Raw genomic sequence first — 26492 nt, forward strand, 5'->3', positions numbered from 1 at the left:
GGCCCCGGTGAAGGATGCACGACCAACACGCGAACGAGGGATGAACACCGGCCGCCGAGGTGGCACGATCGGAGGCATGGACCCCATCGCGACCTGGGATGACGATGTGCTCGCCGGGTTCGAGGCGCGCGCCCTGGGCCCCGCGACGCTGGTGCGCTCCGCCGCTCCCCCGGCTGCGCCGCGCTGGGCCGTGCTCCACGTCCACGGCTACAACGACTACTTCTTCCAGGCCCACCTCGCCCGGTTCTTCGAGGAGCATCGCCTGGCGTTCCACGCGGTCGACATGCGCCGCGCCGGACGGTCGCTCCGGGAGGGCGACGTTCCTCACCTCATCGCGAGCATCGACGAGCTCGGCGACGACATCGCGGCGGCGGCCGATGCGGTGGCCGGCGCGCATCCCGGCCTCCCCCTGGTGGTCCACGCGCACTCCAACGGGGGCCTCGCGGCCGCGATCTGGGCCTCGGCGCGGCCTCACGCCGCCCTCGCGGGCCTGATCCTCGACAGCCCGTACTTCGCGCGCGCCGGCACGCGCGCCGAGCGCATCGGCCTGCGCGCCGTGCCGCTGCTCGCGCGGGCCAGGCCTCGCATGATCCTGCACGACGCGCCGTCCCACTACGCCGCCCATCTGCTCACCGAGGCGGGCGGCGCGTGGGGCTTCGACGTCGCCTGGAAGAACCCCGCCGGGGTGCCTGCGCGCGCCGCGTGGCTCGCGGCGGTGCTCGACGCCCAGTCGCGCGTGGCGCGCGGGCTCGACATCGCGGTGCCGGTGCTCGTCGCGCGCTCGCACTCCACCGGACCGGACTCTCCCGACAACCCCCTGCTGGGGCTCCAGGACACCGTGGTCGACGTGAGCGCGATCGCGCGGCTCGCTCCGCGGCTCGGCCCCCGCGTGCGCGAGGCCCTCGTCACGGGCGGGGTCCACGAGCTCTCCCTGTCCTCCCCCGTTCCCCGCGCGGCCTACCTAGCCGCCATCGCATCCTGGTTGCCGGAGGTGATCGCATGACCCCGACCCGCACGCCCCACCCCTACTTCGACGCACCGTTCGCCGCGCTCGCGCATCGCGGGTTCTCGCGCGACGGGCTCGAGAACTCGATGGCCGCGTTCCAGGCCGCCGTCGACTTGGGCTTCCGCTACCTCGAGACCGACGCGCACGGCACCGCCGACGGCGTGGCCGTCGCCCTCCACGACTCGTCGCTCGACCGCACCACGGATGCCGACGGCGACGTCGCCGACCTGCCCTGGGAGCAGGTCCGCCACGCGCGCATCGGCGGCGTCGAGGCGGTGCCGCTGCTCGAGGACGTGCTCGGCACGTGGCCCGGGGTACGGGTGAACATCGACGTCAAGGCCGAGTCGGGCATCGTCCCCGTGGCCGAGGCCATCGAGCGCACCGGCGCGCACGACCGCGTCTGCCTCGCCTCGTTCTCGGCGCAGCGCCGGGAGGCGACGCTCGCGCGCCTCACCCGACCGGTCGCGACCTCCGCGGGCACCTCCGAGGCGGCGCGCTTCTTCGCGGGGGGCCTGCTGGGGCTCGGGACCCTCAGGTCGCTTCGCACCGTCGACGCGCTCCAGATCCCGTGGCGTGTCGGCATGGTCCCCGTGCTCACGCAGCGCCACATCCGGCTGGCGCACGAGGCCGGCCGCACCGTGCACGTGTGGACCGTCAACCGTCGCGAGGAGATGGAGTCGCTCATCGACGCCGGCGTCGACGGCATCGTGACCGACCGGGCCGACCTCCTCAAGGAGGTGCTCGTGGCTCGCGGCATGTGGTCGTGGTTCGACCGATGAGCGCGACGGTTCCGACCGACGTGCCCGTCGAGGCCTTCGTCGCCGCGGTGAAGCCCGAGCGCAGGCGCCTCGAGGCCGAGCGCGTGGTCGCGCTCATCACCGAGGTCACCGGCGTCGAGCCCGCGATGTGGGGCCCGTCGATCATCGGCTGGGGCTCCCTCCACTACCGCTACGCGAGCGGTCGCGAAGGGGACACGATGGCGGTGGGCTTCTCGCCCCGGAAGGCCCAGCTCGTGTTCTACGGGCTCAAGGACACGCCGGAGGGCGCGGGGCTGCTCCCCGCCCTCGGCGAGATCACCGAGGGCAAGGGCTGCGTGTACGTCAGGCGCCTCGACCTGGTCGACCTCGAGGTGCTCGAGGACCTGGTCGAGATCGCGTTCGCGCGAGGCGATCTCGACGCCTCCGCCTGACGCGCCGCACGGGGCTACTTGCGCTTGGCTCCGCGCTTCTCGCGCACGCGCACCGAGATCTGGATGGGCGTGCCCTCGAAGCCGAAGTTCTCGCGCAGGCGACGCTCGATGAAGCGCCGGTACTGCGGCTCGAGGAAGCCCGAGGCGAAGATCACGAACCGCGGCGGCCGCGTCGCGGCCTGCGTGGCGAACAGGATCTTGGGCTGCTTGCCGCCGCGCACCGGGTGCGGATGCTCCGCGACCAGCTCGCCCAGGAACGAGTTGAGCCGACCGGTGGAGATGCGCTGGTCCCAGCTCGACAGCACCAGGTCGAGCGCCGGGAGCAGCCGGTTGGTGTGCCAGCCCGTCTTCGCGGACAGGTTCACGCGCGGCACCCACTGGTGCTGCACCATGTCCTTCTCGATCGAGCGCTCGAGGAGGAACCGCTGGTCCTCGTCCATCAGGTCCCACTTGTTGAACACGAAGATCATCGCGCGGCCCGCGTCGACCACCTGCTGCACCACGCGCAGGTCCTGGTCAGTGAGCGGGAGCGAGGCGTCGAGAAGGACCACGCCCACCTCCGCGCGCTCGATCGCGGTCTGGGTCCGCAGCGAGGCGTAGAAGTCGGCACCCTTCGCCATGTGCACGCGGCGGCGGATGCCCGCCGTGTCGACGAGCGTCCAGGGGCGCCCGCCGATCTCGACCTGCTCGTCGACCGGGTCGCGCGTGGTGCCCGCGAGCTCGTTGACCACCGCGCGCTCGGCGCCGGCCAGCTTGTTGAGCAGCGAGGACTTGCCCACGTTGGGGCGGCCCACGAGCGCGATGCGACGCGGCGCGTCCTCGTCCACCTCGACCTGGTGCATCTCGGTGGGCAGGATCGCCATCGCGGCGTCGAGCAGGTCGCCGGTGCCTCGTCCGTGCAGGGCCGAGATGGGGAACGGCTCGCCCAGCCCCAGATTCCACAGCGCGGCCGCCTCGAGCTCGCCCTGGGGGCCGTCCACCTTGTTGGCGGCGAGCACCACGGGCTTGTCGGCCTTGCGCAGCAGCCGCACCACCTGCTCGTCGGTGGCAGTCGCGCCGACCATGGCGTCCACCACGAACAGGACGGCGTCCGCCATCTCGATCGCGGCCTCCGCGGCCTGCGCCACGGAGAGGTCGATGCCGGTGACGTTCTTCTCCCAGCCGCCGGTGTCGAGCAGCGTGAAGTCCCGACCGGCCCACTCGGCCCGGTAGGCGACGCGGTCGCGCGTGACGCCGGGCTTGTCCTCGACCACCGCGAGGCGCTTGCCGATGATGCGGTTGACCAGGGTGGACTTGCCCACGTTCGGGCGGCCGATGATCGCGAGGACCGGCAGGGCCTCCTCGGTGAGCGGCTCGGGTTCGCCGGCGAGGTCCGCGAGGTCCTCGGGGCTCAGGTCGTAGGCGTCGAGGCCGGCGCGCAGCGCCGCCTCGCGGATCTCGTCGAGCGACTCGGGCGCGTCCGACTCGTGGGGCGCGGGAAGCTCGTCAATCATGCGGGGTCCTTCTCTTCGCGCGCGGAACGGCGCGGGTCGTCGAGCGGAAGCTCGAGGTCTGTCGTGTCAAGGGTACGGGCCACCTGGTCGCGAAGCGCCTCGGCGAGCCTCTCGGCCGCCCACGCCTGCTTCGCGCGGCCGCCCCGCACATCGTCCGGAGGGGTGAGCACCACCGGCTCGCCGAACGCCACCACGAGGCGGCGGCCCGGCTTGGGCCACACGTTCACGGACTCGCCCGTGCGGCGCGAGCCGATGATCGCCGTGGGCACCACGGGCGCTCCCGACTGGATGGCCAGCCAGGCCGCGCCCCCGTGGACCGCCTCCGCGGTCCCCACGCCGCGCGTGCCCTCGGGGAACACCCCGATGACGTCCCCGCGCCGCAGCACCGCGAGGCCCTGCGCGAGCGCGTCGCGCCCGGAGCCCTCCACCGTGATCTGCTGCGCCGCCCGCAGGATGGCCCCCAGCGGTCCCGTCATCATGCCCTTGCGGATGAGGAAGTGCGAGCCGCGCGGGATCACGCCGTGCACCACCGGGCCGTCGATGAGGCCCACGTGGTTGCAGACGATGATCGCGGCGCCCGTGCGCGGGACGTTGGAGCGACCCCGCACCTCGGTGCGCCACAGGACGCGCGCGAGGAACCGACCCACCCAGCGGGACCAGCGCGGCCCCCACCGGCTCGGGACGGTTGCGCTCACTCGGCGGGCTCTTCGGGAACGGTGCCGGCGGACGATGCGTCGGTCCCGGGCTCCTCGCCTCGCACCTCCGCGACGAGGTCGAGCACGGCCTGCACCGCCTCCTCGATGGTGAGCTCCGAGGTGTCGAGCGTGTGGACGCCGTCGGCGGCGGTGTGGAACTGCACCACCGTCGCATCCTTCTTGTCGCGGCCGAGCACGGCCTCGCGGACCGTCGCGAGGTCGGCGCCCTCGCCGGCGCGACGGGCGACGCGGATCTCCTCGTCGGCGGTCATGAGGATCCGCACGTCCGCGTCGGGCGCGATCACGGTCGTGATGTCGCGACCCTCGGACACGATGCCGCGGCCCTCGGACAGCCCGCCCTCGAGCTCGGACGCGATGACGTCGCGCTGCCACTGGCCGAGCGCGGCGCGCGCCTCGAGGTTGGTGGCCACCTTCGACACCGTGAGCGCGACGGCGTCGGAACGGATGAGCGAGCTCACGTCCTCGTCCTCGAGCACCACGCGCGGGTTGCGCGGATCGAGCACGAGCGCGACGTTCATCGTCTCCACCAGCGCGGCGACGTCGGACTCCTGCGCGAGGTCCACGCCCTCGCGCATGCACCACAGCGTCGCGACGCGGTACGTCGCACCCGTGTCGAAGTACGCGAGCTTGAGTCGCTGGGCGACCTCGCGGGCCACCGTCGACTTGCCGGTCCCCGCGGGGCCGTCGATCGCGATCGAGATTCCGGTCATGATGCAGCGATCTCCCAACCCTGCCGTTCGAGCGCGGCGACCAGGTCGCCCGCGCTCGCGGGCAGCACGTAGAGCGTCGTCAGACCCACCGGCTGCCGCGGCGAGTGCTCGATGGAGATGTCCTCGACGTTGACGTCGACCTCGGCGGTGTCCTGGAGGAGCCGCAGGAGCTGGCCGGGCGTGTCGGGGACGATGACGGTGACCGACGCCCAGTCACGCGTGGCCCCGCCGTGCTTGCCGGGGATGCGCGCGACCTCGTAGCGGCCGCGGTCGATGAGGTCGGTGAGGGCCTCGCCGATGTCGTCGGCCTCCCTCACCTCCTCGAGGTCGGCGATGATGTGGTCGAGCGTCTCGATGAGGTGCGACCGGTTCATGCGCGCGATGTCGGCCCACATGCCGGGCAGCGAGCCCGCGATGCGCGTGACGTCGCGCAGGCCCTGGCCCGCGAGGGCGACATCGTCCGCGGAGAGGATCCCCAGCGCCGCCGCGACGGCGGAGGCCGCGACCTGCGGGGCGTGGGACACGCGGGCCACCGCCGCATCGTGCGCCGCGGCGTCCATGGTGACCACGTCGCACTGCAGCGCGGCGGGCACCGAGGCGACCAGGGCGAGCGCCTCCGCCGTCGCGCCGTTGGGGCACAGCACCCACGGGCGCGCCTTGAACAGGTCGCCCTGGGCGCCGAGGCCGCCCGAGATCTCGCGGCCCGCCATCGGGTGGGAGCCGACGTAGCGGGACGAGGCGCCGGTCGCGGCGGCGGCGTCCGCGATGGGCGCCTTCACGCTCGCGACGTCGGTGACGACGGCGTCCGGGTAGCGCCCGAGCGCGGCCGCGACCACGGCGGGTGCGGCCGACGGCGGGACGGCGACGATCACGAGCTCGGGAGCGGCCTCCGTGGGCGCCGCTCCGGCCCCGATCGAGCGCGCGAGGGCCTGCGCCTCGGCGTCGTTGTCCTCGATGGTGACGGTCCAGCCCTCGGCGCTGAGGCCGAGCCCGATGCTCGCCCCGATGAGGCCGGCGCCGATGATGTGCGTGCGCGGGTGGTTCTGCATGTCGCTCCTACTGCGCGAGGTCGCGACGCAGGCTCACGGCACCGCGCAGGTACACGTGCGCGATCTCGTCGCGGGGACGGTCGAGGTGCGCGTGCATCATGACGCGCACCACGAGCGGCAGCGCATGCGGGACGGCCATCTCCTGCGCGCACATGAGCGGCACCGCGCCGAAGCCGAGCGTGCGCGCGGCGGCCGCCGGGAAGTCGCTCACGATGTCGGGGGTGCACGTGAAGATCACCGAGATCAGGTCGTCCGTGTGGAGCGCGTTGTCCGCCATCATCGCCTCGACGAGCTCGATGGTGCGGGCGTGCAGGTGGTCCTTCTCGTCGCGGTCCAGGGTGATGGCGCCACGGATCGCACGGATTGTCATGGCGTCATCGTATCGGTCGGGGCGCCGGCTAGAGCCCGGCGATGTCCATGAGGCGCCCGACCTCGCCGGGCGACAGCTCACGGATCTCCCCGGGCGCCATGGTGCCCAGGCGGATCGGACCGAACTGCGTGCGCACCAGCTCGAGGACGGGGTGGCCCACCTTGTCGAGCATGCGGCGGACGATGCGGTTGCGGCCCTCGTGGAGCTCGACCTGCACGAGCGACGAGTCGCTCGCGACGTCGAGCACCGTGCACGCGGTCGCACGCACCGGACCGTCGTCGAGCTCGACGCCCTGCTTGAGCTGCGTGGGCAGGTGCTTAGAGACGCGGCCCTTGACCTTGGCGACGTACACCTTGGACACGCCGTGGGTCGGGTGCGCGAGGCGGTTGGCGAGCTCGCCGTCGTTGGTGAGCAGGAGCAGGCCCGTGGTCTCGGCGTCCAGGCGGCCCACGTGGAACAGGCGCTCCTCGTACTGGCTCACGAACCGGTCGAGCGCGGGACGGCCCTGCGGGTCGCTCATGGTCGACACGACGCCCCACGGCTTGTTGAGGACCACGGTGACATGACCGGCGTCGACGGAGATGCGCTCGCCGTCGACGGCGATCACGACCTCGTCGGGGTTGACGCGCACGCCCAGCTGGTCGACCACCTCGCCGTTCACGGTGACGTGGCCGCGCTCGATGAGCTCCTCGCACTTGCGGCGGGAGCCGACGCCGGCCGCGGCGAGCACCTTCTGCAGCCGGGTCCCCTCGGGACGGTGGATCTCGAGCTCGGACATCAGCGGCCCTCCCCATCGATATCGGCCAGGTCGGGCAGGTACGGCGCGAGCGGCGGGAGGTCGTCGAGCGTGGACATCCCCATGCGCTCGAGGAACTCGGTGGACGTGCCGTAGAGCACCGCTCCCCCGAGCTCCCCCACCTCGGTGACCAGCCCGCGCGCGGCGAGCGTCTTCATCACCGAGTCGACGTTGACGCCGCGCACCTGCGACACCTGCCCCCGCGTCACGGGCTGGCGGTACGCGACCACGGCGAGCGTCTCGAGCGCCGCCTGGGACAGGCGCGCGGACTGCCCGTCCACGATGAAGCGGCCCACCACGTCGGCGAACAGGCGCGACGAGTAGATGCGCCACCCGCCGTCGACCTCGCGCAGCTCGAAGCCGCGCGGCGCCTCGGGGTCGGCGTACTCGTCGCGGAGCGCCTCGATCGCGGCCTGGACCTCGCCCAGCGGCACCTCGAGCGCCGCGGCGAGCTCCGCGGCGGGGACGGGCTCGTCCACCACCATGAGGACCGCCTCGAGCGCCCCGCGCAGCGTCACGTCGTTCACACCGTCTCCCCGTCCTCGGTACCGATGCCGGCGGCCTGCGTGGCCACGCCCATGGCATCGTCCTCGTCGAACTCCGCGGACACCTCGACCGCGGAGTCGCCGCCGGTCCAGCGGACCGTCAGCTCGCCGAGGGAGCGTACCTGGTCGAAGGCGACCACGGCCTCCCGGAAGAGCTCGAGCAGCGCGAGGAAGCGCGCGACGACCACGCTGACGTGCCCCGCATCGTGCACCAGGGAGCGGAAGCTCACGGCGCCCTCGCGCTGGAGGCGCGTGGTGATGACCACCGCCTGCTCCCGCACGCTCACCGCGGGGTTGTGCAGGTGCGCGATGCTCACCGTCGGCACCGCCTTGGGCTGCAGCGCGTGCGCCGCGAGCTGGGCCAGCATCTCCGGCGTCACCGTCCACACGAGCTCCGGCAGCAGCATCGCGAACTGCGGCTCGAGCGGCACATCGCGAGGGATCCGCCGCGGCGCCGCGAGCATCGTCTCGAAGGCGACGGCGGCCTGCTTGAACGCGCGGTACTGGAGCAGGCGCGCGAACAGCAGGTCGCGCGCCTCGAGCAGCTCGAGGTCCTCGACGTCGTCGACCTCTCCCTGCGGAAGCAGCCGCGCCGCCTTGAGGTCGAGCAGCGTCGCCGCCACCACCAGGAACTCGGAGGCCTGCGAGAGGTCCCAGTCCCCCTCGCGCGCCGCGATGGTCGCGAGGAACTCGTCCGTGACGCGCGCGAGCGACACCTCCGTGATCTCGAGCTGATGCTTCGAGATGAGGCTCAGCAGCAGGTCGAACGGACCCTCGAAGTTGTCGAGGTGGACCTCGAAGCCCCGGGGGGCCTCGGGTGCGGCCTGCTCGGTCACGCTAGGCGGCGACCCCGCGCGCCACGAGCTCGCGCGCGAGCTGACGGTAGGCCTCGGCGCCGGCGTGCGCGGGCGCGAAGGTGGTGATCGGCTCCGCCGCGACCGTCGCGTCCGGGAACTTCACGGTGCGGTGGATCATCGTGTCGGTGACGCGCTCGCCGAATGCGTCGCGGACCCGCTCGACCACCTCCTGCGCGTGCAGCGTACGGCCGTCGTACAGCGTCGGCACGATCGCGTCGATGGTGAGGCGGGTGTTGAGGCGGTCCTGCACCTTCTGGATGGTGTCCACCAGCAGCTTGACGCCGCGCATCGCGAAGTACTCCGAGGCGAGCGGGATCACCACGCCGTGGGCGGCGACCAGCGCGTTCACGGTGAGGAGGCCCAGCGAGGGCTGGCAGTCGATGAGGATCGCGTCGTAGTCGTCGAGCACGGGGCGCAGCGCGCGGGCGAGCGCGCTCTCGCGGGCGACCTCGCCCACCAGCTGGACCTCGGCCGCGGACAGGTCGATGTTCGCGGGCAGCAGGTCGAGCCCCGGGATCTTGGTCTCGAGGATGACGTCCTTGGTCGCGACACCCGTCTCCATGAGCAGGTCGTAGACCGTGCGGTCGAGCGCGTCGGCGTTGATGCCGAGGCCCGCGGAGGCCGCGCCCTGCGGGTCGAAGTCGATGAGGAGCACCTTGCGGCCGTACTCGGCGAGCGCCGCGGCGAGGTTGACCGAGGTGGTGGTCTTGCCCACCCCGCCCTTCTGGTTGCACAGCGCGACCACGCGCGCGGGACCGTGGCTGGGAAGGGGTTCAGGTGCAGGGAAGTCGGTCACGCGCCAACCTTACCGCCCGGCGCCGACGCTCCTCAGCGGGCGCGCGGATGCGCCGCGGCATAGACCTCGCGGAGCGTGTCGCGGGTCACGAGCGTGTAGATCTGGGTGGTCGTCACGGACGCGTGGCCCAGCAGCTCCTGCACCACGCGGACGTCCGCACCGCCCGTGAGCAGGTGCGTCGCGAACGAGTGACGGAGCGTGTGCGGCGACACGTCCTCGACGCCCGCGCGCTCGGCGGCGGCCCGCAGGATCGCCCACGCGGACTGGCGCGACAGCCGCCCGCCGCGCGTGTTGAGGAACAGGGCGGGCGTGCCGCCGCCGGCCTGGACGTACGTGGCCCGCGCGCGCACCAGGTACGCCTCGAGCGCCTCCACGGCGTAGCCGCCGACGGGCACGATGCGCTCCTTGCGTCCCTTGCCCCGCAGCAGCACGGTCTCCTGGTCCGGGACCAGCTCGACATCGTCCACGTCGAGGCCCACGGCCTCGGAGATGCGCGCGCCGGTGGCGTACACGAGCTCGAGCAGCGCGCGGTCGCGCAGCGGCGCGAGGCCGTCGCCCGTCCCCGCCTGGGCGAGGATCCGGCCCACATCGTCGATGCTGATCGCCTTGGGCAGCCGCTTGGGGATCGCGCGCGGCTTCACCTGCGCGGAGGGGTCCGCCTGCGTCCAGCCCTCGAGGACCGCGAAGCGGTGCCAGCCGCGCACGGCGACCACGGTGCGGGAGGCCGATGCGGGGGCCAGGGCACGCCCGCCGTCGTCCCCCGAGCTCACGGCCTGGGCGAACTCCGCGACGTCCCCGCGCTCGACCTCCTTGAGGTCGTCGAGGCCCCGCGCACGCAGGAAGGCCGCGTAGCGGTCGAGGTCGCGCCGGTACGCCGCGACGGTGTTCGGGCTCAGCCCGCGCTCCACGGCGACGTGCGCCAGGTAGGCGTCACGCTGCCGCGTCAGCATCCTCAGCGGACCGCGAGGACGTCGGTGATGAAGGGATCGACCATGACGGCGGCGAAGACCACCGAGAGGTACGTGATCGACGCGTGGAACAGGCGCATCTCCTTGAGACGCTCCTCGCCTCGGCTCGAGCGCAGGTACAGCGAGACGCAGCCCCAGAGGAACCACGCGCCGGCGCCGGCGGCCGCTGCCACGTACACCCAGGTGAGGTTCGCGACCCACGCGAGCGTCAGGCTGGTCACCACCATCGCCGCCGCGTACCCGACCATCTCCACCGCGACCTTGCGGACCGGGGCGACCACCGGGAGCATCGGCACGCGGGCCTGCTCGTAGTCGCCCTTGAACTTCATCGACAGCGGCCAGTAGTGCGGCGGCGTCCAGAAGAAGATGATGAGGAACAGCAGGAACGGCGTCCAGGACAGCTCCTGGGTCACGGCGGCCCAGCCGATGAGCACGGGCATGCAGCCCGCGATCCCGCCCCACACGATGTTCTGCGCCGTGCGGCGCTTGAGGATCATCGTGTAGACCACCGCGTAGCCGAAGATCGCCAGGACGTTCAGCACCGCGGCGAGCGGCGAGCCGACCACGAGCCAGAACCACAGGGTCGAGACCACCGACAGCACCCACGCGAACACGAGCGCGCCGCGCGGCGAGGCGGCGCCGGTCACCAGCGGGCGACGGCGCGTGCGCTTCATCACCGCGTCGATGTCGCGGTCGAGGTAGCTGTTGAACACCTGGGCGCCGCCCGCGGACAGCGCGCCGCCCACGAGCGTCCCGAGCAGCAGCCCGAGCGAGGGCCAGCCGTCGGCTGCCAGGACCATCGTCGGGACGGTGGTGACGAGCAGCAGCTCGATGATCCGCGGCTTGGTGAGCGCGATGTACGCACCGACCGTCGCGGCCACCCGGCGGGGTGCCGCGACGGGCACGGCGGCAGGAGCCTCGGTGGTGGCGATCGGCATGCGGACAGTGTAGCCGCGGCGACCGGGACCGAGGTCCGGGGAGGCGGGGGCTCGCCGTGCGGGGGCCGCAGGGCGTCCGGGATGCAAGCGTTCACAGAAATGTGAACGTCCTACAAAGCCGACCGGCACGGGTAGGCTGGCCCCCGTACCCGCAACCTGTCGAGGGAGACACCTGTGACCATCAACTGGACCGACACGGACCGTCGCGCTGTCGACACGCTCCGTGTCCTGGCAGCCGACGCCGTCGAGAAGGTCGGCAACGGCCACCCGGGCACCGCGATCTCGCTGGCGCCCGCCGCGTACCTGCTCTTCCAGAACGTCATGCGCCACGACCCGTCCGACTCGCACTGGCTGGGCCGCGACCGGTTCGTGCTGTCCGCCGGCCACTCGTCGCTGACGCTGTACCTCCAGCTCTTCGCCTCCGGCTACAACCTGGGCCTGGACGACCTCAAGGCGCTGCGCACCGAGGGCTCGCTGACCCCCGGCCACCCCGAGTACGGCCACACCGACGGCGTCGAGATCACCACCGGCCCCCTGGGCACCGGCATCGCGTCCTCCGTCGGCATGGCCATGGCCGCCCGCCGTGAGCGCGGCCTGCTCGACCCCGACGCGGCACCCGGCACGTCGCCGTTCGACCACTTCGTGTACGTCATCGCCGGCGACGGCTGCCTGCAGGAGGGCGTGGCGCACGAAGCCTCGGCGCTCGCCGGCACGCAGGAGCTCGGCAACCTCATCGTCATCTGGGACGACAACAAGATCTCGATCGAGCACGAGACCGACATCTCCTTCACCGAGGACGTCCTCGGCCGCTACGAGGCCTACGGCTGGCACACCCAGTCCGTCTCGTGGGTCAAGGAGGACGGCTACCAGGAGGACCCGCAGGCCCTCTTCGACGCCATCGAGGCCGCCAAGGCCGAGACCGGCAAGCCCTCGATCATCGCGCTCTCGACCATCATCGGCTGGCCGTCGCCCACCAAGCAGAACTCGGGCGGCGTGCACGGCTCCGCGCTCGGCGCCGCCGAGGTCGCGGGTCTCAAGGAGGTGCTCGGCTTCGACCCCGAGCAGTCCTTCGCGGTCGAGCCCGAGGTGCTCGCCCACATGCACCAGGTGAAGGAGCGCGGCCAGGCCGCCCACTCCGAGTGGAACGCCCAGTTCTCGCGCTGGGAGGCCGAGAACCCCGAGCGAGCCGCGCTGCTGTCGCGCCTGGTGACCCGCTCGCTCCCCGAGGGCTGGGACGAGGCGCTCCCCGCCTTCGAGCCCGGCGCCAAGGTCGCGACCCGCGCCGCGTCCGGCAAGGTCCTGACGGCCCTCGCGCCGGTGCTGCCCGAGCTCTGGGGCGGATCTGCTGACCTGGCCGGCTCGAACAACACCACGATGGATGGCGAGCCGTCCTTCCTGCCCCCGCGTCGCTCGACCCACTCGTACCCCGACGGCCAGTGGTACGGCCGCACGCTGCACTTCGGCATCCGCGAGTTCGGCATGGGCGCGATCATGAACGGCATCACGCTGCACGGCCTCACCCGCGTGTACGGCGGCACCTTCCTGGTGTTCTCCGACTACATGCGCGCCTCGGTCCGTCTCGCGGCCCTCATGCAGATCCCCACCACGTTCGTGTGGACGCACGACTCCGTTGGTCTGGGCGAGGACGGCCCGACGCACCAGCCGATCGAGCACATCGCGACGCTGCGCGCGATCCCCGGCCTCGACGTGATCCGCCCCGCGGACGCGAACGAGACCGCGGCCGCGTGGAAGGCGATCCTCGAGACCACCGACCGTCCGTCGGCGATCATCCTGTCCCGCCAGAACCTCCCGGTCCTCGAGGGCACCTCGACCGAGGGCGTCCTCAAGGGCGCGTACGTGCTCGCGGGTGCCGACGAGGACGCCGACGTGGTCATCATCGCCACCGGCTCCGAGGTCTCCGTGGCCGTCGAGGCGCGCGAGCTCCTCGCGGCCGAGGGCGTCAAGGCCCGCGTGGTCTCGATGCCGTCGCGCGAGCGCTTCGCCCGCCAGGACGCCGAGTACCGCGAGTCGGTCATCCCGGCCGCCCTCAAGGCGCGCGTGTCCGTCGAGGCCGGCTCGGCCCTCGGCTGGCGCGACCTGGTCGGCGACGCCGGCCGCACGGTCTCCGTCGACCACTTCGGCGAGTCCGCCGACGGCGCGCTGCTGCTGAAGAAGTACGGCTTCAACGCGGAGAATGTCGCCGCCGTGGCCCGCGAGTCGATCGCGGCCGCCGGCTGACGCATCGTCCTCACCGGAAGGGGCCTCGCATCGCACGATGCGGGGCCCCTTCCGCGTCTCCCCTCCCCTCCCCGCCTGACAGTCGCAACGGAGTTCGGGCCGACACGCCGCAGGATCGGTCACGATGCGTCCCTCGCCCCGGCGTGTCGGGCCCGATTCCGTTCGTGCTGTCAGGACGAGCGGGGCGTCTCATCTGGTGGCGACGCCTGGGAGGAACCTCGCAATAGGATGGCCCCAGCATCGTCGCCGCCCCTTCGACGTCCCCCCTGGAAGGTCTCTCGAGTGAACAATCCCTTGCGCGATCCCCGCGACCGTCGCCTGCCCCGCATCGCCGGGTCGTGCGGGCTGGTCATGTTCGGAGTCACGGGCGACCTCGCCCGCAAGAAGCTCATGCCCGCGGTGTACGACCTCGCGAACCGAGGCCTGCTGCCCCCGGCCTTCGCGCTCACCGGCTTCGCGCGCCGCGACTGGGACGAGCAGGACTTCGCGCAGGTGGTGCACGACTCGGTGAAGAAGTACGCGCGCACGCCGTTCCGCGAGGAGACGTGGCAGCAGCTGTCCGAGGGCATCCGGTTCGTGCAGGGGACGTTCGACGACCCGGAGGCCTTCGCGCGCCTGCGCGAGACCGTCGAGACGCTCGACCGTGAGCGCGGCACGGGAGGCAACCACGCGTTCTACCTCTCGATCCCGCCCTCGGCCTTCCCGCAGGTGGTGACGCAGCTGCGCGAGTCCGGCCTGTCCGCGCCGCGCGAGGACACGTGGCGCCGCGTGGTGATCGAGAAGCCCTTCGGCCACAACCTGGAGTCGGCGGAGGAGCTCGACGCCGTGGTCTCCGAGGTGTTCCCGCCGGACTCGGTCTTCCGCATCGACCACTACCTCGGCAAGGAGACGGTCCAGAACCTGCTCGCGGTGCGCTTCGCGAACCAGCTGTTCGAGCCCATCTGGAACTCGCAGTACGTCGACCACGTCCAGATCACGATGGCGGAGGACATCGGCATCGGCTCCCGTGCGGGCTACTTCGACGGCATCGGCACCGCGCGCGACGTCATCCAGAACCACCTGCTCCAGCTCTTCGCGCTCACCGCGATGGAGGAGCCGGCCTCGTTCGAGGCCGACGACCTCCGCATGGAGAAGGAGAAGGTCCTGCGCTCCGTCCGGCTTCCCGAGGACCTCGGCCTGGGCACGGCGCGCGGCCAGTACGCCGCCGGCTGGCGCGGCGGGGAGCAGGTGGGCGGCTTCCTCGACGAGGACGGCATCTCCGCCGACTCGATCACCGAGACCTACGCCGCGATCCGCCTCGACGTCCCCAACCGCCGCTGGGCCGGCACCCCGTTCTACCTGCGCGCTGGCAAGCGCCTCGGCCGTCGCGTCACCGAGATCGCGCTGGTGTTCAAGAAGGCGCCCTCGCCGTACTTCCAGGAGATCAGCGGATCCGACGTGGGCACCAACGCCCTGGTGATCCGCGTCCAGCCCGACGAGGGCGTGACGCTGCGCTTCGGCTCCAAGGTGCCCGGCACCGCGATGGAGGTCCGCGACGTGACGATGGACTTCGCGTACGGCAACGCGTTCACCGAGAGCTCCCCCGAGGCCTACGAGCGGCTCATCCTCGACGTCCTGCTCGGCGACCCGCCGCTGTTCCCCCGCCAGGAGGAGGTCGCGCTCTCCTGGAAGATCCTCGACCCCATCACGTCCTTCTGGGAGACCCAGGGCCAGCCCGAGCCGTACCGCTCCGGCACGTGGGGCCCGCCCGGCTCCGACGAGATGATGGCCCGCGACGGACGCGTCTGGAGGCGCCCATGATCATCGAGCTTCCCCACACCACCACGGGCGCGATCAACAAGCGCCTCATCGACTCGCGCAAGGAGGGCGGCGTCATCACGCTCGCCCGCGTGATGACGCTGGTGATCGACGCGACCGGCGCCGATGCCGAGCAGGCCATCGCGACCGCGAACGTCGCCTCGCGCGAGCACCCGTGCCGCATCATCGTCATCGCCCCCGGGACCGCCTCGGAGGCACGCCTCGACGCGGAGATCCGCGTGGGCGGGGACGCCGGCGCCTCCGAGGTGGTGGTGCTGCGTCCGTGCGGCGACCAGATCGGCCACGACGACACGCTCGTGACGCCGCTCCTCCTGCCCGACGCCCCCATCGTCGTGTGGTGGCCCGCGGGGGTGCCGTCCGACCTGGGCAAGCGCTCGCTGGGCCGCATGGCGCAGCGTCGCATCACGGACACGAAGGGCGAGTCCGACCCCGCCGGCGTCCTCCTGGGCCTCGCCCACTGCTACCGCCCGGGCGACACCGACCTGGCCTGGACCCGGCTGACGAGGTGGCGCGCGCTCATGGCGGCCGCGCTCGACCAGGTCAAGGTGCCCGAGGTGACCCTCGCGCGCCTCCACGGCGACACCAACAGCCCGTCGATCCTGCTGCTCGGCGCGTGGCTGCGCAGCACGCTCGGTTGCGAGATCGTGGCGACCTACGACGACTCGGTCGCGGCGCTCGAGAACGTGGTCCTCGAGACCCCGTCGGGCTCGATCGAGATCTCGCGCCCCGACGGCCACAACGCGACGATCCGCCAGCCCGGCCAGCCCGACCACCAGATCGCGCTGCCTGCCCGCTCGCTCGAGGAGGCGCTCGCGGAGGAGCTGCGCCGCCTGGATGCCGATGCGGTCTACGGCGAGGTCCTCGCGGCCTTCGCCGAGGACACGGCGGTGCCGCTGTGAGCGGCAACGCTCGCGTGGTGGTGCACGCCTCCGCGGACGCGCTCGCCGAGGCGACCGCCGCGCGCCTGCTGCTCGCCCTGGTGGACACGCTGTCCCTGCAGGAGCGCGCGGACGTGGTGCTCACCGGCGGCACGGTGGGGATCGCCACGCTCGCGGCGGCGGCCCGGTCTCCCCTGGCGGCCTCGATCGACTGGACCAGCGTGCACGTGTGGTGGGGCGACGAGCGCTTCGTCCCCTCCGGCGACGCCGACCGCAACGAGGGACAGGCCCAGGCCGCGATGCTGCGCGCGCTGCCGCTGCCCGAGGAGAACATCCACCGGATGGGAGCGTCCTCGGACTTCGCCACGGTGGAGGAGGCAGCGTTCTCGTACGCCGAGGACATCGCGGCCGAGGGCGCGCCCGCCTGGGATGTGCTCATGCTCGGCATGGGACCCGACGGTCACGTCGCGTCCCTCTTCCCGGGCCACGAGGGGTACGGCGCGACCGGCGCGGGCGTCATCGCCGTGCACGGCTCCCCCAAGCCCCCGCCCACGCGCGTGTCCCTCACGCTCGAGTGCATCCGGCGCGCGAAGCGGGTCTGGGTGGTGGCCGCCGGCGCCGCGAAGGCTGAGGTCACGGCGCGTGCGCTGCACGGAGACCTCGAGCTGCCCGCGGCCGCGGTGCGCGGCACGGAGGAGACGCTCTGGCTGGTCGACGCGGAGGCCGTGGCGGAGGTCTGACCCGACCCGCCCTCCCCGACAGCTCCAACGGATCTCGATCCGACACGCCGATGGCCGGCCCCGAAACGGGGCCGGCCATCGGCGTGTCGCGCTGAACTCCGTTGCGACTGTCAGGCGAGGTGCGGGCTCAGTGGCGCTTGCCCATGAGCAGGTCACGGCCGTCGGGCTGGATGCCCTCACGCTCCGGGAGCCGCTCGCGCACCGTCGCGACGATGCCCTCGATGTCGAACTCGGCGGGCTTCGCGTAGATCTCCTCGCCGTCGGCGCGGAACGTGAACACGCCCTTGCGGCCCGTCTTGAGCGTCACGCCCTCGATCGCGTTGCCGAACTCCTCCAGCAGGCGGGTCTGGGCGGCGGTCGCCTTCGGCAGGTAGCCGCAGGGCACGCAGTACTCGATCTCGATCTGCATCGTCTCTCCTTCTCGGTGGCGGGGATCGGGTCCCACTCTCCCCTACGTCGGGCAGGCGGCGCGAATTCCCGCCGGCTCCGCCACACGCATTCGCGGCTCCGCCACACAGGGCCCGGCGTGTCGACGGCGTGTCGTGGTCCCAGAGCCCCTATTCGGCACCGATGCGAGCCGCTTGTGTGGCGGAGCCGTGGGGGACGACGAAGGCCGGCCACCCGTGCAGGTGACCGGCCTTCGTGACGTGTTACTCGGCGACCGCGAGGTCGCCGCGGCGAGCCCGCAGCGCGGCGAGCGCCTCGTCGAGGAGCTCCTTGCCCTCGTCGTCCGAGCGACGCTCCTTCACATACGCGAGGTGCGTCTTGTAAGGCTCGTTGCGCATCGGCTCCGGCGGGTTCTCCGCGTCGAGACCGCCGGGGAGCCCGCAGCGCGGGCAGTCCCACTCGACCGGGATCTCCTGGTCGTCACCGACCGCGAAGCTCGGCGAGGTCACGTGACCCCGCGCACAGTAGTACGAGACGACCTGACGCGGCGCGGATTCGCCCCGCTCGTCCTCTCCCATAGGTCCCGCGCCGACGCGCGAGCCTCGGATGGCGTTGCCCCCTGCCATGGGTGCGACCTCCGTTGCTTAGATGGAGAACCGGGACACGAGCCCCAGCAGAACGACCACGGCGCCCCAGGCGATGGCGACACCCCACGTGATGCGCGAGAGGTTGCGCTCGCCGACGGCGGACGACTGGACGCCCGACGCGAGGCCTCCGCCGAACATGTCGGTGATGCCGCCGCCGCGTCCGCGGTGGATGAGCACCAGGCCGATGATCAGCAGCGATGTCACGACCAGCATGACCCAGAGGATGGTCTCGAGGATGTCCACGGTTCTCCCAGATGATGGATTGCGCTCACAAGGATACGCGACGTGAGAAGCGGGGCCGGACCCCCATGGCCCGACCCCGCTCCTGTGTGCTTACGCGGCGTTGTGCTGCTTGAAGCGCGCGATCTTGGAGAACTCCTCCGGGTCGAGCGAGGCTCCGCCGACGAGGCCGCCGTCGACGTCCTCCTCCGCCATGAGCTGCGCGATCGACGAGGACTTCACCGAGCCGCCGTAGAGCACGCGGACGCCGTCCGCGAGCTCGGCGTCGTAGAGCTCCGCGAGGCGGCCACGGATGGCCGCGCAGACCTCCTGCGCGTCCGCGGGGGTCGCGACCTCGCCGGTGCCGATGGCCCACACGGGCTCGTAGGCGATGACGACGTCCTTGGCCTTGTCGGCCGGGAGGCCCTCCAACGCACCGTCGACCTGGGCGAGCGTGTAGGACACGTGCTCGCCGGCCTTGCGGATGTCGAGGCCCTCGCCCACGCAGACGATCGGCACGATGCCGTGCTCGAACGCCGCCTTGGTCTTGGTGGCCACGACCTCGTCGGTCTCGCCGTGGTACTGGCGACGCTCCGAGTGGCCCACGGCCACGTACGAGACGCCGAGCTTCGACAGCTGCGTGCCGGAGACCTCGCCGGTGTAGGCGCCCGAGACGTGCGCGGAGATGTCCTGCGCGCCGTACTTGAGCTCGAGCTGGTCCGCGTCCACGAGCGTCTGCACGGAGCGCAGCGACGTGAACGACGGGAGCACCGCGACCTCGACCTCGGAGAAGTCGTGCTTGGCGTCACGGAGCAGCCAGGCGAGCTTCTGGACGGTGTGCGTCGCCTCGAGGTGGTCGAGGTTGAGCTTCCAGTTGCCTGCGATCAGGGGGGTACGTGCCATGGGTATCAGTCCTCCAGAACGGCGAGGCCCGGCAGGACCTTGCCCTCGAGCAGCTCGAGCGACGCGCCGCCGCCCGTCGAGATGTGGCCGAAGCCGGCCTCGTCGAAGCCGAGCAGGCGCACGGCCGCGGCCGAGTCGCCGCCACCGACGACCGAGAAGCCGTCGGAGTCGATCATCGCCTGGGCGACGGCCTTGGTGCCGGCCGCGAAGGCCTCCATCTCGAACACGCCCATGGGGCCGTTCCACACGATGGTCTTGGCGTCGGCGAGCTTGGACGCGAACAGCGCGGCCGAGTCGGGGCCGATGTCGAGGCCCATGCGGTCCGCGGGGATCGCGTCCGCGGCGACCACGAGCGCATCTGCGTCGGCCGCGAACTTGTCCGCCGCGACGATGTCGGTCGGGAGGACGATCTCGACGCCGTTCTCCTCGGCCGTCTTGAGGTAGCCCTTGACCGTGTCGATCTGGTCGGCCTCGAGGAGCGAGGTGCCGACCTCGTAGCCCTTGGCCGCGAGGAAGGTGAAGACCATGCCGCCGCCGATGAGGAGACGGTCGGCCTTGGTGAGGAGGTTCGCGATGACGCCGAGCTTGTCGGAGACCTTCGAGCCGCCGAGGACCACCGCGTACGGGCGGGCCGGGTCGGTGACGGCCTTGCCCAGCGACACGACCTCCTTCTCGACCAGCGTGCCGGCCGCGGCGGGCAGCACCTGCGCGACGTCGTAGACCGACGCCTGCTTGCGGTGCACGACGCCGAAGCCGTCCGAGACGAACGCGTCCGCGAAGGCCGCGAGCTCGGCGGCGAGCGCCTGGCGCTCCTCGTCGACCTTCGAGGTCTCGCGCGCGTCGAAGCGCACGTTCTCGAGCATGGCCACCTGGCCGGGCTCGAGCGCGTCGGTGACGGCCTTCGCCGACGGGCCGACGAGGTCGTCCGCGAGGGTCACGGGCTTGCCGAGCAGCTCCGCGAGGCGGGCCGCGGCGGGCGCGAGCGAGTACTTGGCCTCGGGCTCGCCCTTGGGGCGGCCGAGGTGCGCGGTGACGATGACGGCGGCGCCGGCGGCGAGCAGCTTCTCGATCGTGGGGACCGAGGCGCGGACGCGGCCGTCGTCCGTGATGGTGGTGCCGTCGAGCGGGACGTTGAGGTCCGAGCGGACGAGCACCTTCTTGCCGGCGAGGTCGCCGAGCGAGTCGATGGTCTTCATCAGTGTTCCTGTTCCTGTGAGAGCGGAAGGGAGAAAGAGGGTGACGCGACGACGGCCGCACACGCCAGAGCGTGCGCGGCCGTCGAAGCGATCACATCGAGAGTGCTTAGAGGCGCTCGCCGACGTAGTTCGTCAGCTTGGCGAGCGAAGCGGAGTAGCCCCACTCGTTGTCGTACCAGGAGACGACCTTGACGGTCGAGCCGTTCACCTTGGTGAGCTTCGAGTCGAAGATCGACTGGTGCGGGTCGCCCACGATGTCCGAGGAGACGATGTCGTCCTCGACGTAGGACAGCGTGCCGGCCATGGGGCCCTCGGCAGCGGCCTTGATCGCGGCGTTGACCTCCTCGATGGTGGTCTCACGCGAGGCCTCGAAGGTGAGGTCGGTGGCCGAGCCGGTGATGGTCGGGACGCGCATCGCGAAGCCGTCGAGCTTGCCCTTGAGCTCGGGGAGGACGAGCGCCACGGCCTTCGCCGCACCGGTCGAGGTGGGGACGATGTTCTGGGCGGCGGCACGCGCACGGCGGAGGTCCTTGTGCGGGCCGTCCTGGAGGTTCTGGTCGCCCGTGTAGGCGTGGATCGTGGTCATGAGGCCACGCTCGATGCCGATGGCGTCGTTGAGCGCCTTCGCGAACGGCGCGAGGCAGTTCGTGGTGCAGGAGGCGTTCGAGATGACGTGGTGGGCGGCCGGGTCGTAGTCGGTGTGGTTCACACCCACGACGAAGGTCGCGTCCTCGTTGCTCGCGGGGGCCGAGATGATGACCTTCTTGGCGCCGGCGGCGATGTGGGCCTGCGCCTTGGTCGCGTCGGTGAAGAAGCCGGTCGACTCGATGACGATGTCGGCGCCCAGCTCGCCCCAGGGAAGGTTGGCGGGGTCACGCTCGGCCAGAGCCTTGATCGCCTTGCCGTCGACGTAGAGGTTCTCGTCGTCGAAAGTCACCTCGCCCGGGAACTTGCCCAGGACGGTGTCGTACTTGAGGAGGTGCGCGAGGGTCTTGTTGTCGGTGAGGTCGTTGACACCCACCACCTCGAAGTCGAAGCCGAGCTCGCGCGCGGCGCGGAAGAAGTTACGTCCGATGCGGCCGAAGCCGTTGATACCGACCTTGATGGTCACAGTGTGTCTCCTCCGGTGCGCCGCCGGGGCGACGCGATTGTGGATGTTGTGTGGTGCGCACCGCTACGTGCGCCGGACGCCGCTCGGGAGCGGGCCACTGCTGATGAGCCTACAACGAATCCGAGGACGCACCCAGCGGACAGAAGTCCCAGGTGGGAACGTTCACAGACGGCTATTCGTCGTCGAGGAGGTCCTGGTTGATGCCCGCCTCGGTGTCCGGGATCCCCAGCTCCTCGGCGCGCTTGTCCGCCGTCGCGAGGAGGCGTCGGATGCGCCCCGCGACGGCGTCCTTGGTGAGCGGCGGATCGGCGAGCTTGCCGAGCTCCTCGAGCGACGCCTCACGGTTCGCGAGGCGCAGCTCCCCCGCCTCACGGAGGTGCTCGGGAAGGTCGTCGCCGAGGATCTCGAAGGCGCGCGCCACGCGCGCCCCGGCCGCCACCGCGGCGCGGGCGCTGCGCCGCAGGTTGGCGTCGTCGAAGTTCGCGAGCCGGTTTGCGGTCCCCCGCACCTCGCGACGCGTGCGCTTCTCCTCCCACGCGAGCACGGACTCGTGCGCGCCGAGGCGCGTGAGCAGCGCCGCGATCGAGTCGCCGTCGCGGATGACCACGCGGTCCACGCCGCGCACCTCGCGCGACTTGGCGCTGAGCCCGAGGCGGCGCGCGGCACCGACGAGCGCGAGCGCGGCCTCAGGCCCGGGCGACGTCACCTCGAGCGCCGAGGAGCGTCCGGGCTCGGTGAGCGAGCCGTGGGCGAGGAACGCGCCGCGCCAGGCGGCGACGGTGTCCTCGATCGCACCGCCGACCACATGGGGCGGGAGCCCGCGCACGGGCCGGCCGCGGTGATCGAGGAGGCCGGTCTGACGCGCGAGCGCCTCGCCCTCCTTCACCACGCGGACCACGTAGCGGTTGCCCTTCTTGAGGCCGCCGCCGGAGACCACGATGATCTCGGAGCCGAGCCCGTAGGTCTCGTGGATGAAGCCGCGCAGGCGGCGCGCCGCGGCGGCGGTGTCGAGCTCGGCCTCGATGACGATGCGTCCGGAGACGATGTGCAGACCGCCCGCGAATCGGAGGGTCGCCGCGATCTCCGCCTTGCGTGCGGAGACCTTCTCGAGCGGGACCCTTGCGAGCTCGTCCTTCACCTGTGCCGTCAAAGCCATGGCGACAATGATGGCATCACTTACCGCGCGAGCGCGCCGCCGCTCGTGACCCAGGTCACCAGGGCCCGGTACTCGCCGCTCAGCCGCACCACGTCGTGGCGGTCGAGCGTGCCCTCCTCGCGCATCGGCACGCACACATAGCGCGCCCCCCAGTCCTCCACCGCGGAACGGAGCGCCGCATCGTCCTCGGCCGCGTCGACGAGCACCGCCGCGGGGCGGAAGTCCGGGGCCGTGGCGCGCAGGGCCGCGATGTCGTCCACCCGGTTGGTCCCGGCGGTCTCCTCGTCCTCGTCGGCGATGTTGAGCGTGAGGATGGTGCGGGGCCCCGCCGCGACGAGCGCCTCGGCCACGCGCGGCACCAGGAAGTGCGTGAGCACGGAGGTGTACCAGCTGCCCGGCCCGAGGATCACGGCATCCGCCTTCGCGATCGCGTCGAGCGTCGCCGCGGGCACCGCGGGATCGGGCGGGTCGATCGCGAGCGAGCGGACCCGCCCGGGCGCGGTCGCGACCGCCACCTGACCCACGACGCGCCGCGGGCCGTCGGCGCAGGCCACCTCGGCGCTCACGGTGATGGGTTCGGTGGAGACCGGGAGCACGCGGCCCTCGGCGCGCAGCAGGCGCGCCACCCAGTCGAGCCCCTCGACGATCCCGCCGGTGCGGTCCCACAGGCCCGCGATGAGCAGGTTCCCCACCGCATGCCCGTCGAGCGGCCCGCCGGTGGCGAAGCGCCACTGGAGCACGTCGCGCCACGTGCGACCCCACTCGGTGTCCTCGCACAGCGCGGACAGCGCCATGCGCAGATCACCCGGCGGAGGCACGGGCATCTCGGCCCGGATGCGGCCCGAGGATCCGCCGTCGTCCGCGACCGTGACCACGGCGGTGAGCTCCTCGCACGTGCCGCGCAGCGCGGTGAGCGAGGCGTAGAGCCCGTGGCCGCCGCCCAGCGCGACCACGCGAGGACCGGTCATCGCACCTCCCGGTCACGATGCGTGACGCGCACCTGGTAGCCCCGGTCCGTGAGCACGCGGCCGAGCTCGGTCGCGATCGCGACGGACCGATGCTTGCCGCCGGTGCAGCCGACCGCGATGGTCACCGAGTGCTTGTCGTGCGCGCGATAGCGATCGAGCACTAGCCCCATGACGTCCGCGTACCCGGAGACGAACTCGCGGGCGCCGTCCGAGGCGAGCACGTAGTCGCGCACGGGAGCGTCCAGCCCGGTCAGCGGGCGCAGCGCCGGCTCCCAGTGCGGGTTCTGGAGGAAGCGGACGTCGGCGATGAAGTCCGCGTCGTGGGGCGCGCCGTTCTTGAAGCCGAAGGACTGGACGTTGACCTGGAGGGTCGGCTCGCCCTCCCCCGCGATCTCGGTCATGGTGTCCCGGAGCTGGTGGACGTTGAGCCGCGACGTGTCGACCACCTCGGTCGCCCGCTCCCGGACCGCGGCGAGCGCGTCCCGCTCGCGCGCGATGCCCTCGACGATCGTGCCGTCGCCCTGCAGCGGATGCGGGCGGCGTGCCTCCTCGAAGCGACGCACGAGCGTCGCGTCCGAGGCGTCGAGGAAGACGGTCCGCACCGCGATGCCGCGCGTCTCCAGGTCGTCGAGCACGGCCTCCACGTCCTGGAAGAACGATCCTCCGCGCACGTCGACCACCGCGGCGAGGCGACGATGCGGCCCTCGCCCGATCATCTCGACCAGGCCGGCGAGCAGCTGCGGTGGGAGGTTGTCGACCACGTACCAGCCGAGGTCGGCGAGCGCGGCCGCGGCGCGTGTGCGGCCGGCGCCCGACATGCCGGTGAGCACCATGACCTCGGCGTCGACCCCGGTCATGTCGAGCTCCGGGCGCGGGATGCCCGACGGGTACGTGACTGGCGGGACCTCTTCCATCATGGCTCCAGCATGCCAGCCTCACCCCGGAGAGCCTGGTAGACCGTCCGCGCGGTGCCGTCACCGACCCCGGGCACCAGGGCGATCTGCTCGATGGACGCCTCCTTGAGGCGGGCGAGCGACCCGAAGTGCGTGAGCAGCGCCTTCGCCCGTCCCGGGCCGACCCCGGGCACCTGGTCGAGCGCGGACACCTTCATGGCCTTGCCGCGCTTCGCGCGGTGATGGCGGATCGCGAAGCGGTGGGCCTCGTCGCGGACGCGCTGCAGCAGGTACAGGGCCTCGGACCCGCGCGGCAGGATCACCGGGAAGTCGTCGCCAGGGACCCACACCTCTTCAAGGCGCTTCGCGAGGCCGACGACGGCGATCTCCGGGACGCCGACCTCGTCGAGGGTGCGCCGCGCGGCGTTGACCTGCGGCAGGCCGCCGTCGACCACCACGAGCTGCGGCGGGTACGCGAACCGCGCGGACTCGCGCTCCTCGGGTGGCAGCTGGGACTCCTCGAGGTACCGGCGGAAGCGGCGCGAGAGGACCTCGTGCATCGCCGCGGTGTCGTCGACCGCATCGGCGATCGAGAACTGCCGGTACTCGGGCTTGCGCGCGATCGCGTCCTCGAACACCACCATCGAGCCCACCTGGTTGGTGCCCTGCGTATGGGAGATGTCGTAGCACTCGATGCGCAGCGGAGCCTCCGCCAGGCCGAGCGTCTCCTGCAGCTCCTGGAGCGCGGCCGATCGCGTCGTGAGGTCGGACGCCCGCTTGAGGCGGTGCTGCTCGAGCACCTGGACCGCGTTGCCGTGGCCCGTGCCCGCGAGCTCCGCCTTCTTGCCCCGCGCCGGGACGCGCATCGTCACCTTGGCGCCGCGCAGCCCGGACAGCCACTCGGTGAGGATCGCGTGCTCGTCGGGCAGGTGCGGGACCAGGACCTCGGGCGGGATCTCCTCGGCATCGGCCGCGCCGTACGCCTCCTCGAGCAGGCGCACCACCATCCCTGCCGGACCGAGCGGCTCGGGCTTGTCGACCACCCAGCCGCGCTCGCCCGCGATGCGGCCGTCGCGGACGTGGAACACGTGGGCCGCGGCCTCGAGCTCGTCGTCCTCGAGCGAGAAGATGTCGGTGTCGACCCCCGCGTCGAGCACGATCGCGTTGCGCTCGAGCACGCTGTCGAGCGCGCGGAGCCTGTCGCGCGCCCGCGCCGCGGCCTCGAAGTCCTCGCGCTCCGCGGCGTCGTGCATCGTCCCGGTGAGGTCGCGCACCAGCGGCTTGGCATCGCCGGCGAGCACCTGGCACACCCGCTCGGCCAGGTCGCGGTGGTCCTCGGGGCTGATCCGTCCGACGCAGGGGGCGGCGCACTTGTCGATGTAGCCGAGCAGGCACGGCCTCCCCTGCCGCTCGGCCTTGCGGAACACCCCGGGCGCGCAGGTGCGCACGGGAAGCGCGGTGAGCAGCGTGTCGACGGTCTCCCGGATGGCCCAGGCCTTCGCGTACGGGCCGAAGTAGCGCACGCCCTTCTTGCGCTCGCCGCGCATCACCTGGATACGGGGGAACCGTTCGTTCATCGTGACCGCGAGGTAGGGATACGACTTGTCGTCGCGGAAGACCACGTTGAAGCGGGGGTCGTACTGCTTGATCCAGGTGTGCTCGAGGATGAGCGCCTCGACCTCGTTGCGCACCACCGTCCACTCGACGGACGCCGCGGTGGTCACCATGGCGCGCGTGCGGGGGTGCAGCTGCGCCGGGTCCTGGAAGTAGTTGGCGAGCCGCGCGCGCAGGCTCTTGGCCTTGCCGACGTACACGACGCGCCCGTGCGGGTCCCGGAACCGGTACACCCCGGGCTTGGTCGGGATGGTGCCCGGGGCCGGGCGGTACGAGGCGGGGTCGGTCACG

General features: G+C 72.1%; 28 protein-coding genes. 7 read left to right on the forward strand and 21 right to left on the reverse strand.

Annotated elements, in window-relative coordinates:
- Positions 1-76 precede the first annotated feature (76 nt).
- From AOM06_RS12320 to AOM06_RS12330, 3 genes are read left to right on the forward strand one after another with little or no spacing between them, the layout of a single operon-like run.
- The gene (locus AOM06_RS12320; RefSeq protein WP_062307314.1) at positions 77-1003 is read left to right on the forward strand and encodes a serine aminopeptidase domain-containing protein; all 927 of its coding nucleotides are present in this window, start codon (positions 77-79) and stop codon (positions 1001-1003) included.
- A complete protein-coding gene (locus AOM06_RS12325) occupies positions 1000-1785 on the forward strand; it encodes a glycerophosphodiester phosphodiesterase family protein (RefSeq protein ID WP_062306779.1) in 786 nt (261 codons plus the stop codon). Before AOM06_RS12320 ends, AOM06_RS12325 begins: the two co-directional genes overlap by 4 nt.
- Positions 1782-2195, forward strand: coding sequence for a DUF1801 domain-containing protein (locus AOM06_RS12330; protein WP_062306782.1), 414 nt, complete (start codon positions 1782-1784; stop codon positions 2193-2195). The genes AOM06_RS12325 and AOM06_RS12330 overlap by 4 nt, the downstream gene beginning before the upstream one ends.
- A gap of 14 nt (positions 2196-2209) precedes the next feature.
- Here AOM06_RS12330 and der read toward each other — a convergent pair whose 3' ends face one another.
- The 11 genes from der to AOM06_RS12385 are packed head-to-tail and all read right to left on the reverse strand — an operon-like array spanning position 2210 to position 11433.
- Positions 2210-3688 (reverse strand): ribosome biogenesis GTPase Der, encoded by a 1479-nt coding sequence (gene der / locus AOM06_RS12335; protein WP_062306786.1) that lies wholly within the window; start codon positions 3686-3688, stop codon positions 2210-2212.
- On the reverse strand, positions 3685-4383 hold the full coding sequence (locus tag AOM06_RS12340) for a lysophospholipid acyltransferase family protein (protein ID WP_228372951.1): 699 nt from the start codon (positions 4381-4383) through the stop codon (positions 3685-3687). Before AOM06_RS12340 ends, der begins: the two co-directional genes overlap by 4 nt.
- Complete coding sequence (gene cmk / locus AOM06_RS12345; protein ID WP_062306791.1) at positions 4380-5114, reverse strand: (d)CMP kinase; 735 nt, start codon at positions 5112-5114, stop codon at positions 4380-4382. The genes AOM06_RS12340 and cmk overlap by 4 nt, the downstream gene beginning before the upstream one ends.
- Complete coding sequence (locus tag AOM06_RS12350; RefSeq protein WP_062306795.1) at positions 5111-6163, reverse strand: prephenate dehydrogenase; 1053 nt, start codon at positions 6161-6163, stop codon at positions 5111-5113. Before AOM06_RS12350 ends, cmk begins: the two co-directional genes overlap by 4 nt.
- Positions 6164-6170: 7 nt before the next feature.
- Positions 6171-6533, reverse strand: coding sequence for a chorismate mutase (gene aroH, locus AOM06_RS12355; RefSeq protein WP_062306800.1), 363 nt, complete (start codon positions 6531-6533; stop codon positions 6171-6173).
- Between the two features lie 28 nt (positions 6534-6561).
- The gene (locus AOM06_RS12360) at positions 6562-7311 is read right to left on the reverse strand and encodes a pseudouridine synthase (protein WP_062306805.1); all 750 of its coding nucleotides are present in this window, start codon (positions 7309-7311) and stop codon (positions 6562-6564) included.
- A complete protein-coding gene (gene scpB, locus AOM06_RS12365; protein ID WP_062306810.1) occupies positions 7311-7856 on the reverse strand; it encodes an SMC-Scp complex subunit ScpB in 546 nt (181 codons plus the stop codon). The genes AOM06_RS12360 and scpB overlap by 1 nt, the downstream gene beginning before the upstream one ends.
- Positions 7853-8710: a segregation and condensation protein A gene (locus AOM06_RS12370; RefSeq protein ID WP_062306816.1), complete on the reverse strand. Its 858-nt coding sequence runs from the start codon at positions 8708-8710 to the stop codon at positions 7853-7855. Before AOM06_RS12370 ends, scpB begins: the two co-directional genes overlap by 4 nt.
- A gap of 1 nt (position 8711) precedes the next feature.
- Positions 8712-9527, reverse strand: coding sequence for a ParA family protein (locus AOM06_RS12375; RefSeq protein ID WP_062306820.1), 816 nt, complete (start codon positions 9525-9527; stop codon positions 8712-8714).
- 32 nt (positions 9528-9559) lie between these two features.
- A complete protein-coding gene (gene xerD / locus AOM06_RS12380; RefSeq protein WP_062306825.1) occupies positions 9560-10477 on the reverse strand; it encodes a site-specific tyrosine recombinase XerD in 918 nt (305 codons plus the stop codon).
- A gap of 2 nt (positions 10478-10479) precedes the next feature.
- Positions 10480-11433 (reverse strand): heme o synthase, encoded by a 954-nt coding sequence (locus tag AOM06_RS12385; RefSeq protein ID WP_082105563.1) that lies wholly within the window; start codon positions 11431-11433, stop codon positions 10480-10482.
- A gap of 174 nt (positions 11434-11607) precedes the next feature.
- On the opposite strand from AOM06_RS12385, the gene tkt reads away from it, so the two are divergent.
- The 4 genes from tkt to pgl all read left to right on the forward strand — a co-directional run bounded on the left by tkt (position 11608) and on the right by pgl (position 17107).
- Positions 11608-13671: a transketolase gene (tkt, locus tag AOM06_RS12390; protein ID WP_228372952.1), complete on the forward strand. Its 2064-nt coding sequence runs from the start codon at positions 11608-11610 to the stop codon at positions 13669-13671.
- 228 nt (positions 13672-13899) lie between these two features.
- Positions 13900-15471, forward strand: a complete 1572-nt coding sequence (gene zwf, locus AOM06_RS12395) for a glucose-6-phosphate dehydrogenase (protein WP_062306833.1) — start codon at positions 13900-13902, stop codon at positions 15469-15471.
- Complete coding sequence (locus AOM06_RS12400; RefSeq protein WP_062306837.1) at positions 15468-16388, forward strand: glucose-6-phosphate dehydrogenase assembly protein OpcA; 921 nt, start codon at positions 15468-15470, stop codon at positions 16386-16388. The genes zwf and AOM06_RS12400 overlap by 4 nt, the downstream gene beginning before the upstream one ends.
- Positions 16385-17107 carry a 6-phosphogluconolactonase gene (pgl, locus tag AOM06_RS12405; RefSeq protein WP_062306842.1) on the forward strand — a complete coding sequence of 241 codons (723 nt, stop codon included), beginning with the start codon at positions 16385-16387 and terminating at the stop codon, positions 17105-17107. Before AOM06_RS12400 ends, pgl begins: the two co-directional genes overlap by 4 nt.
- A 127-nt stretch (positions 17108-17234) precedes the next feature.
- Here pgl and AOM06_RS12410 read toward each other — a convergent pair whose 3' ends face one another.
- The 10 genes from AOM06_RS12410 to uvrC all read right to left on the reverse strand — a co-directional run bounded on the left by AOM06_RS12410 (position 17235) and on the right by uvrC (position 26491).
- Positions 17235-17516, reverse strand: a complete 282-nt coding sequence (locus AOM06_RS12410; protein WP_062306845.1) for a SelT/SelW/SelH family protein — start codon at positions 17514-17516, stop codon at positions 17235-17237.
- A 241-nt stretch (positions 17517-17757) separates the two neighbouring features.
- Positions 17758-18120 carry an RNA polymerase-binding protein RbpA gene (locus AOM06_RS12415; RefSeq protein WP_062306850.1) on the reverse strand — a complete coding sequence of 121 codons (363 nt, stop codon included), beginning with the start codon at positions 18118-18120 and terminating at the stop codon, positions 17758-17760.
- An 18-nt stretch (positions 18121-18138) separates the two neighbouring features.
- The gene (gene secG / locus AOM06_RS12420; protein WP_062306854.1) at positions 18139-18384 is read right to left on the reverse strand and encodes a preprotein translocase subunit SecG; all 246 of its coding nucleotides are present in this window, start codon (positions 18382-18384) and stop codon (positions 18139-18141) included.
- Positions 18385-18474: 90 nt separating this feature from the next.
- Positions 18475-19263, reverse strand: coding sequence for a triose-phosphate isomerase (tpiA, locus tag AOM06_RS12425; RefSeq protein WP_062306858.1), 789 nt, complete (start codon positions 19261-19263; stop codon positions 18475-18477).
- A 5-nt stretch (positions 19264-19268) separates the two neighbouring features.
- Entirely contained in the window at positions 19269-20459 is a 1191-nt protein-coding gene (locus AOM06_RS12430) for a phosphoglycerate kinase (RefSeq protein WP_062306862.1), read from the reverse strand.
- A gap of 106 nt (positions 20460-20565) precedes the next feature.
- Positions 20566-21570 (reverse strand): type I glyceraldehyde-3-phosphate dehydrogenase, encoded by a 1005-nt coding sequence (gene gap, locus AOM06_RS12435; RefSeq protein WP_062306866.1) that lies wholly within the window; start codon positions 21568-21570, stop codon positions 20566-20568.
- A gap of 172 nt (positions 21571-21742) precedes the next feature.
- The gene (gene whiA / locus AOM06_RS12440) at positions 21743-22726 is read right to left on the reverse strand and encodes a DNA-binding protein WhiA (RefSeq protein ID WP_062306871.1); all 984 of its coding nucleotides are present in this window, start codon (positions 22724-22726) and stop codon (positions 21743-21745) included.
- 20 nt (positions 22727-22746) lie between these two features.
- Complete coding sequence (locus tag AOM06_RS12445) at positions 22747-23694, reverse strand: gluconeogenesis factor YvcK family protein (RefSeq protein WP_062306876.1); 948 nt, start codon at positions 23692-23694, stop codon at positions 22747-22749.
- A complete protein-coding gene (gene rapZ / locus AOM06_RS12450) occupies positions 23691-24611 on the reverse strand; it encodes an RNase adapter RapZ (RefSeq protein WP_082105564.1) in 921 nt (306 codons plus the stop codon). The genes AOM06_RS12445 and rapZ overlap by 4 nt, the downstream gene beginning before the upstream one ends.
- Positions 24608-26491, reverse strand: coding sequence for an excinuclease ABC subunit UvrC (gene uvrC / locus AOM06_RS12455; RefSeq protein ID WP_062306880.1), 1884 nt, complete (start codon positions 26489-26491; stop codon positions 24608-24610). Before uvrC ends, rapZ begins: the two co-directional genes overlap by 4 nt.
- Position 26492 lies beyond the last annotated feature (1 nt).

It is taken from the genome of Demequina subtropica, assembly GCF_000971235.1.
In the GTDB taxonomy this organism is placed as follows: domain Bacteria; phylum Actinomycetota; class Actinomycetes; order Actinomycetales; family Demequinaceae; genus Demequina; species Demequina subtropica.

What these genes read in the sequence shown, in the direction of transcription:
- AOM06_RS12320 (WP_062307314.1), top strand. Translation starts at nt 77, where the DNA reads ATGGACCCCATCGCGACCTGGGATGACGATGTGCTCGCCGGGTTCGAG.
- AOM06_RS12325 (WP_062306779.1), top strand. Translation starts at nt 1,000, where the DNA reads ATGACCCCGACCCGCACGCCCCACCCCTACTTCGACGCACCGTTCGCC.
- AOM06_RS12330 (WP_062306782.1), top strand. Translation starts at nt 1,782, where the DNA reads ATGAGCGCGACGGTTCCGACCGACGTGCCCGTCGAGGCCTTCGTCGCC.
- der (WP_062306786.1), bottom strand. Translation starts at nt 3,688, where the DNA reads ATGATTGACGAGCTTCCCGCGCCCCACGAGTCGGACGCGCCCGAGTCG.
- cmk (WP_062306791.1), bottom strand. Translation starts at nt 5,114, where the DNA reads ATGACCGGAATCTCGATCGCGATCGACGGCCCCGCGGGGACCGGCAAG.
- AOM06_RS12350 (WP_062306795.1), bottom strand. Translation starts at nt 6,163, where the DNA reads ATGCAGAACCACCCGCGCACGCACATCATCGGCGCCGGCCTCATCGGG.
- aroH (WP_062306800.1), bottom strand. Translation starts at nt 6,533, where the DNA reads ATGACAATCCGTGCGATCCGTGGCGCCATCACCCTGGACCGCGACGAG.
- AOM06_RS12360 (WP_062306805.1), bottom strand. Translation starts at nt 7,311, where the DNA reads ATGTCCGAGCTCGAGATCCACCGTCCCGAGGGGACCCGGCTGCAGAAG.
- xerD (WP_062306825.1), bottom strand. Translation starts at nt 10,477, where the DNA reads ATGCTGACGCGGCAGCGTGACGCCTACCTGGCGCACGTCGCCGTGGAG.
- AOM06_RS12385 (WP_082105563.1), bottom strand. Translation starts at nt 11,433, where the DNA reads ATGCCGATCGCCACCACCGAGGCTCCTGCCGCCGTGCCCGTCGCGGCA.
- zwf (WP_062306833.1), top strand. Translation starts at nt 13,900, where the DNA reads ATGGCCCCAGCATCGTCGCCGCCCCTTCGACGTCCCCCCTGGAAGGTC.
- AOM06_RS12400 (WP_062306837.1), top strand. Translation starts at nt 15,468, where the DNA reads ATGATCATCGAGCTTCCCCACACCACCACGGGCGCGATCAACAAGCGC.
- AOM06_RS12410 (WP_062306845.1), bottom strand. Translation starts at nt 17,516, where the DNA reads ATGCAGATCGAGATCGAGTACTGCGTGCCCTGCGGCTACCTGCCGAAG.
- AOM06_RS12415 (WP_062306850.1), bottom strand. Translation starts at nt 18,120, where the DNA reads ATGGCAGGGGGCAACGCCATCCGAGGCTCGCGCGTCGGCGCGGGACCT.
- tpiA (WP_062306858.1), bottom strand. Translation starts at nt 19,263, where the DNA reads ATGGCACGTACCCCCCTGATCGCAGGCAACTGGAAGCTCAACCTCGAC.
- AOM06_RS12430 (WP_062306862.1), bottom strand. Translation starts at nt 20,459, where the DNA reads ATGAAGACCATCGACTCGCTCGGCGACCTCGCCGGCAAGAAGGTGCTC.
- whiA (WP_062306871.1), bottom strand. Translation starts at nt 22,726, where the DNA reads ATGGCTTTGACGGCACAGGTGAAGGACGAGCTCGCAAGGGTCCCGCTC.
- AOM06_RS12445 (WP_062306876.1), bottom strand. Translation starts at nt 23,694, where the DNA reads ATGACCGGTCCTCGCGTGGTCGCGCTGGGCGGCGGCCACGGGCTCTAC.
- rapZ (WP_082105564.1), bottom strand. Translation starts at nt 24,611, where the DNA reads ATGATGGAAGAGGTCCCGCCAGTCACGTACCCGTCGGGCATCCCGCGC.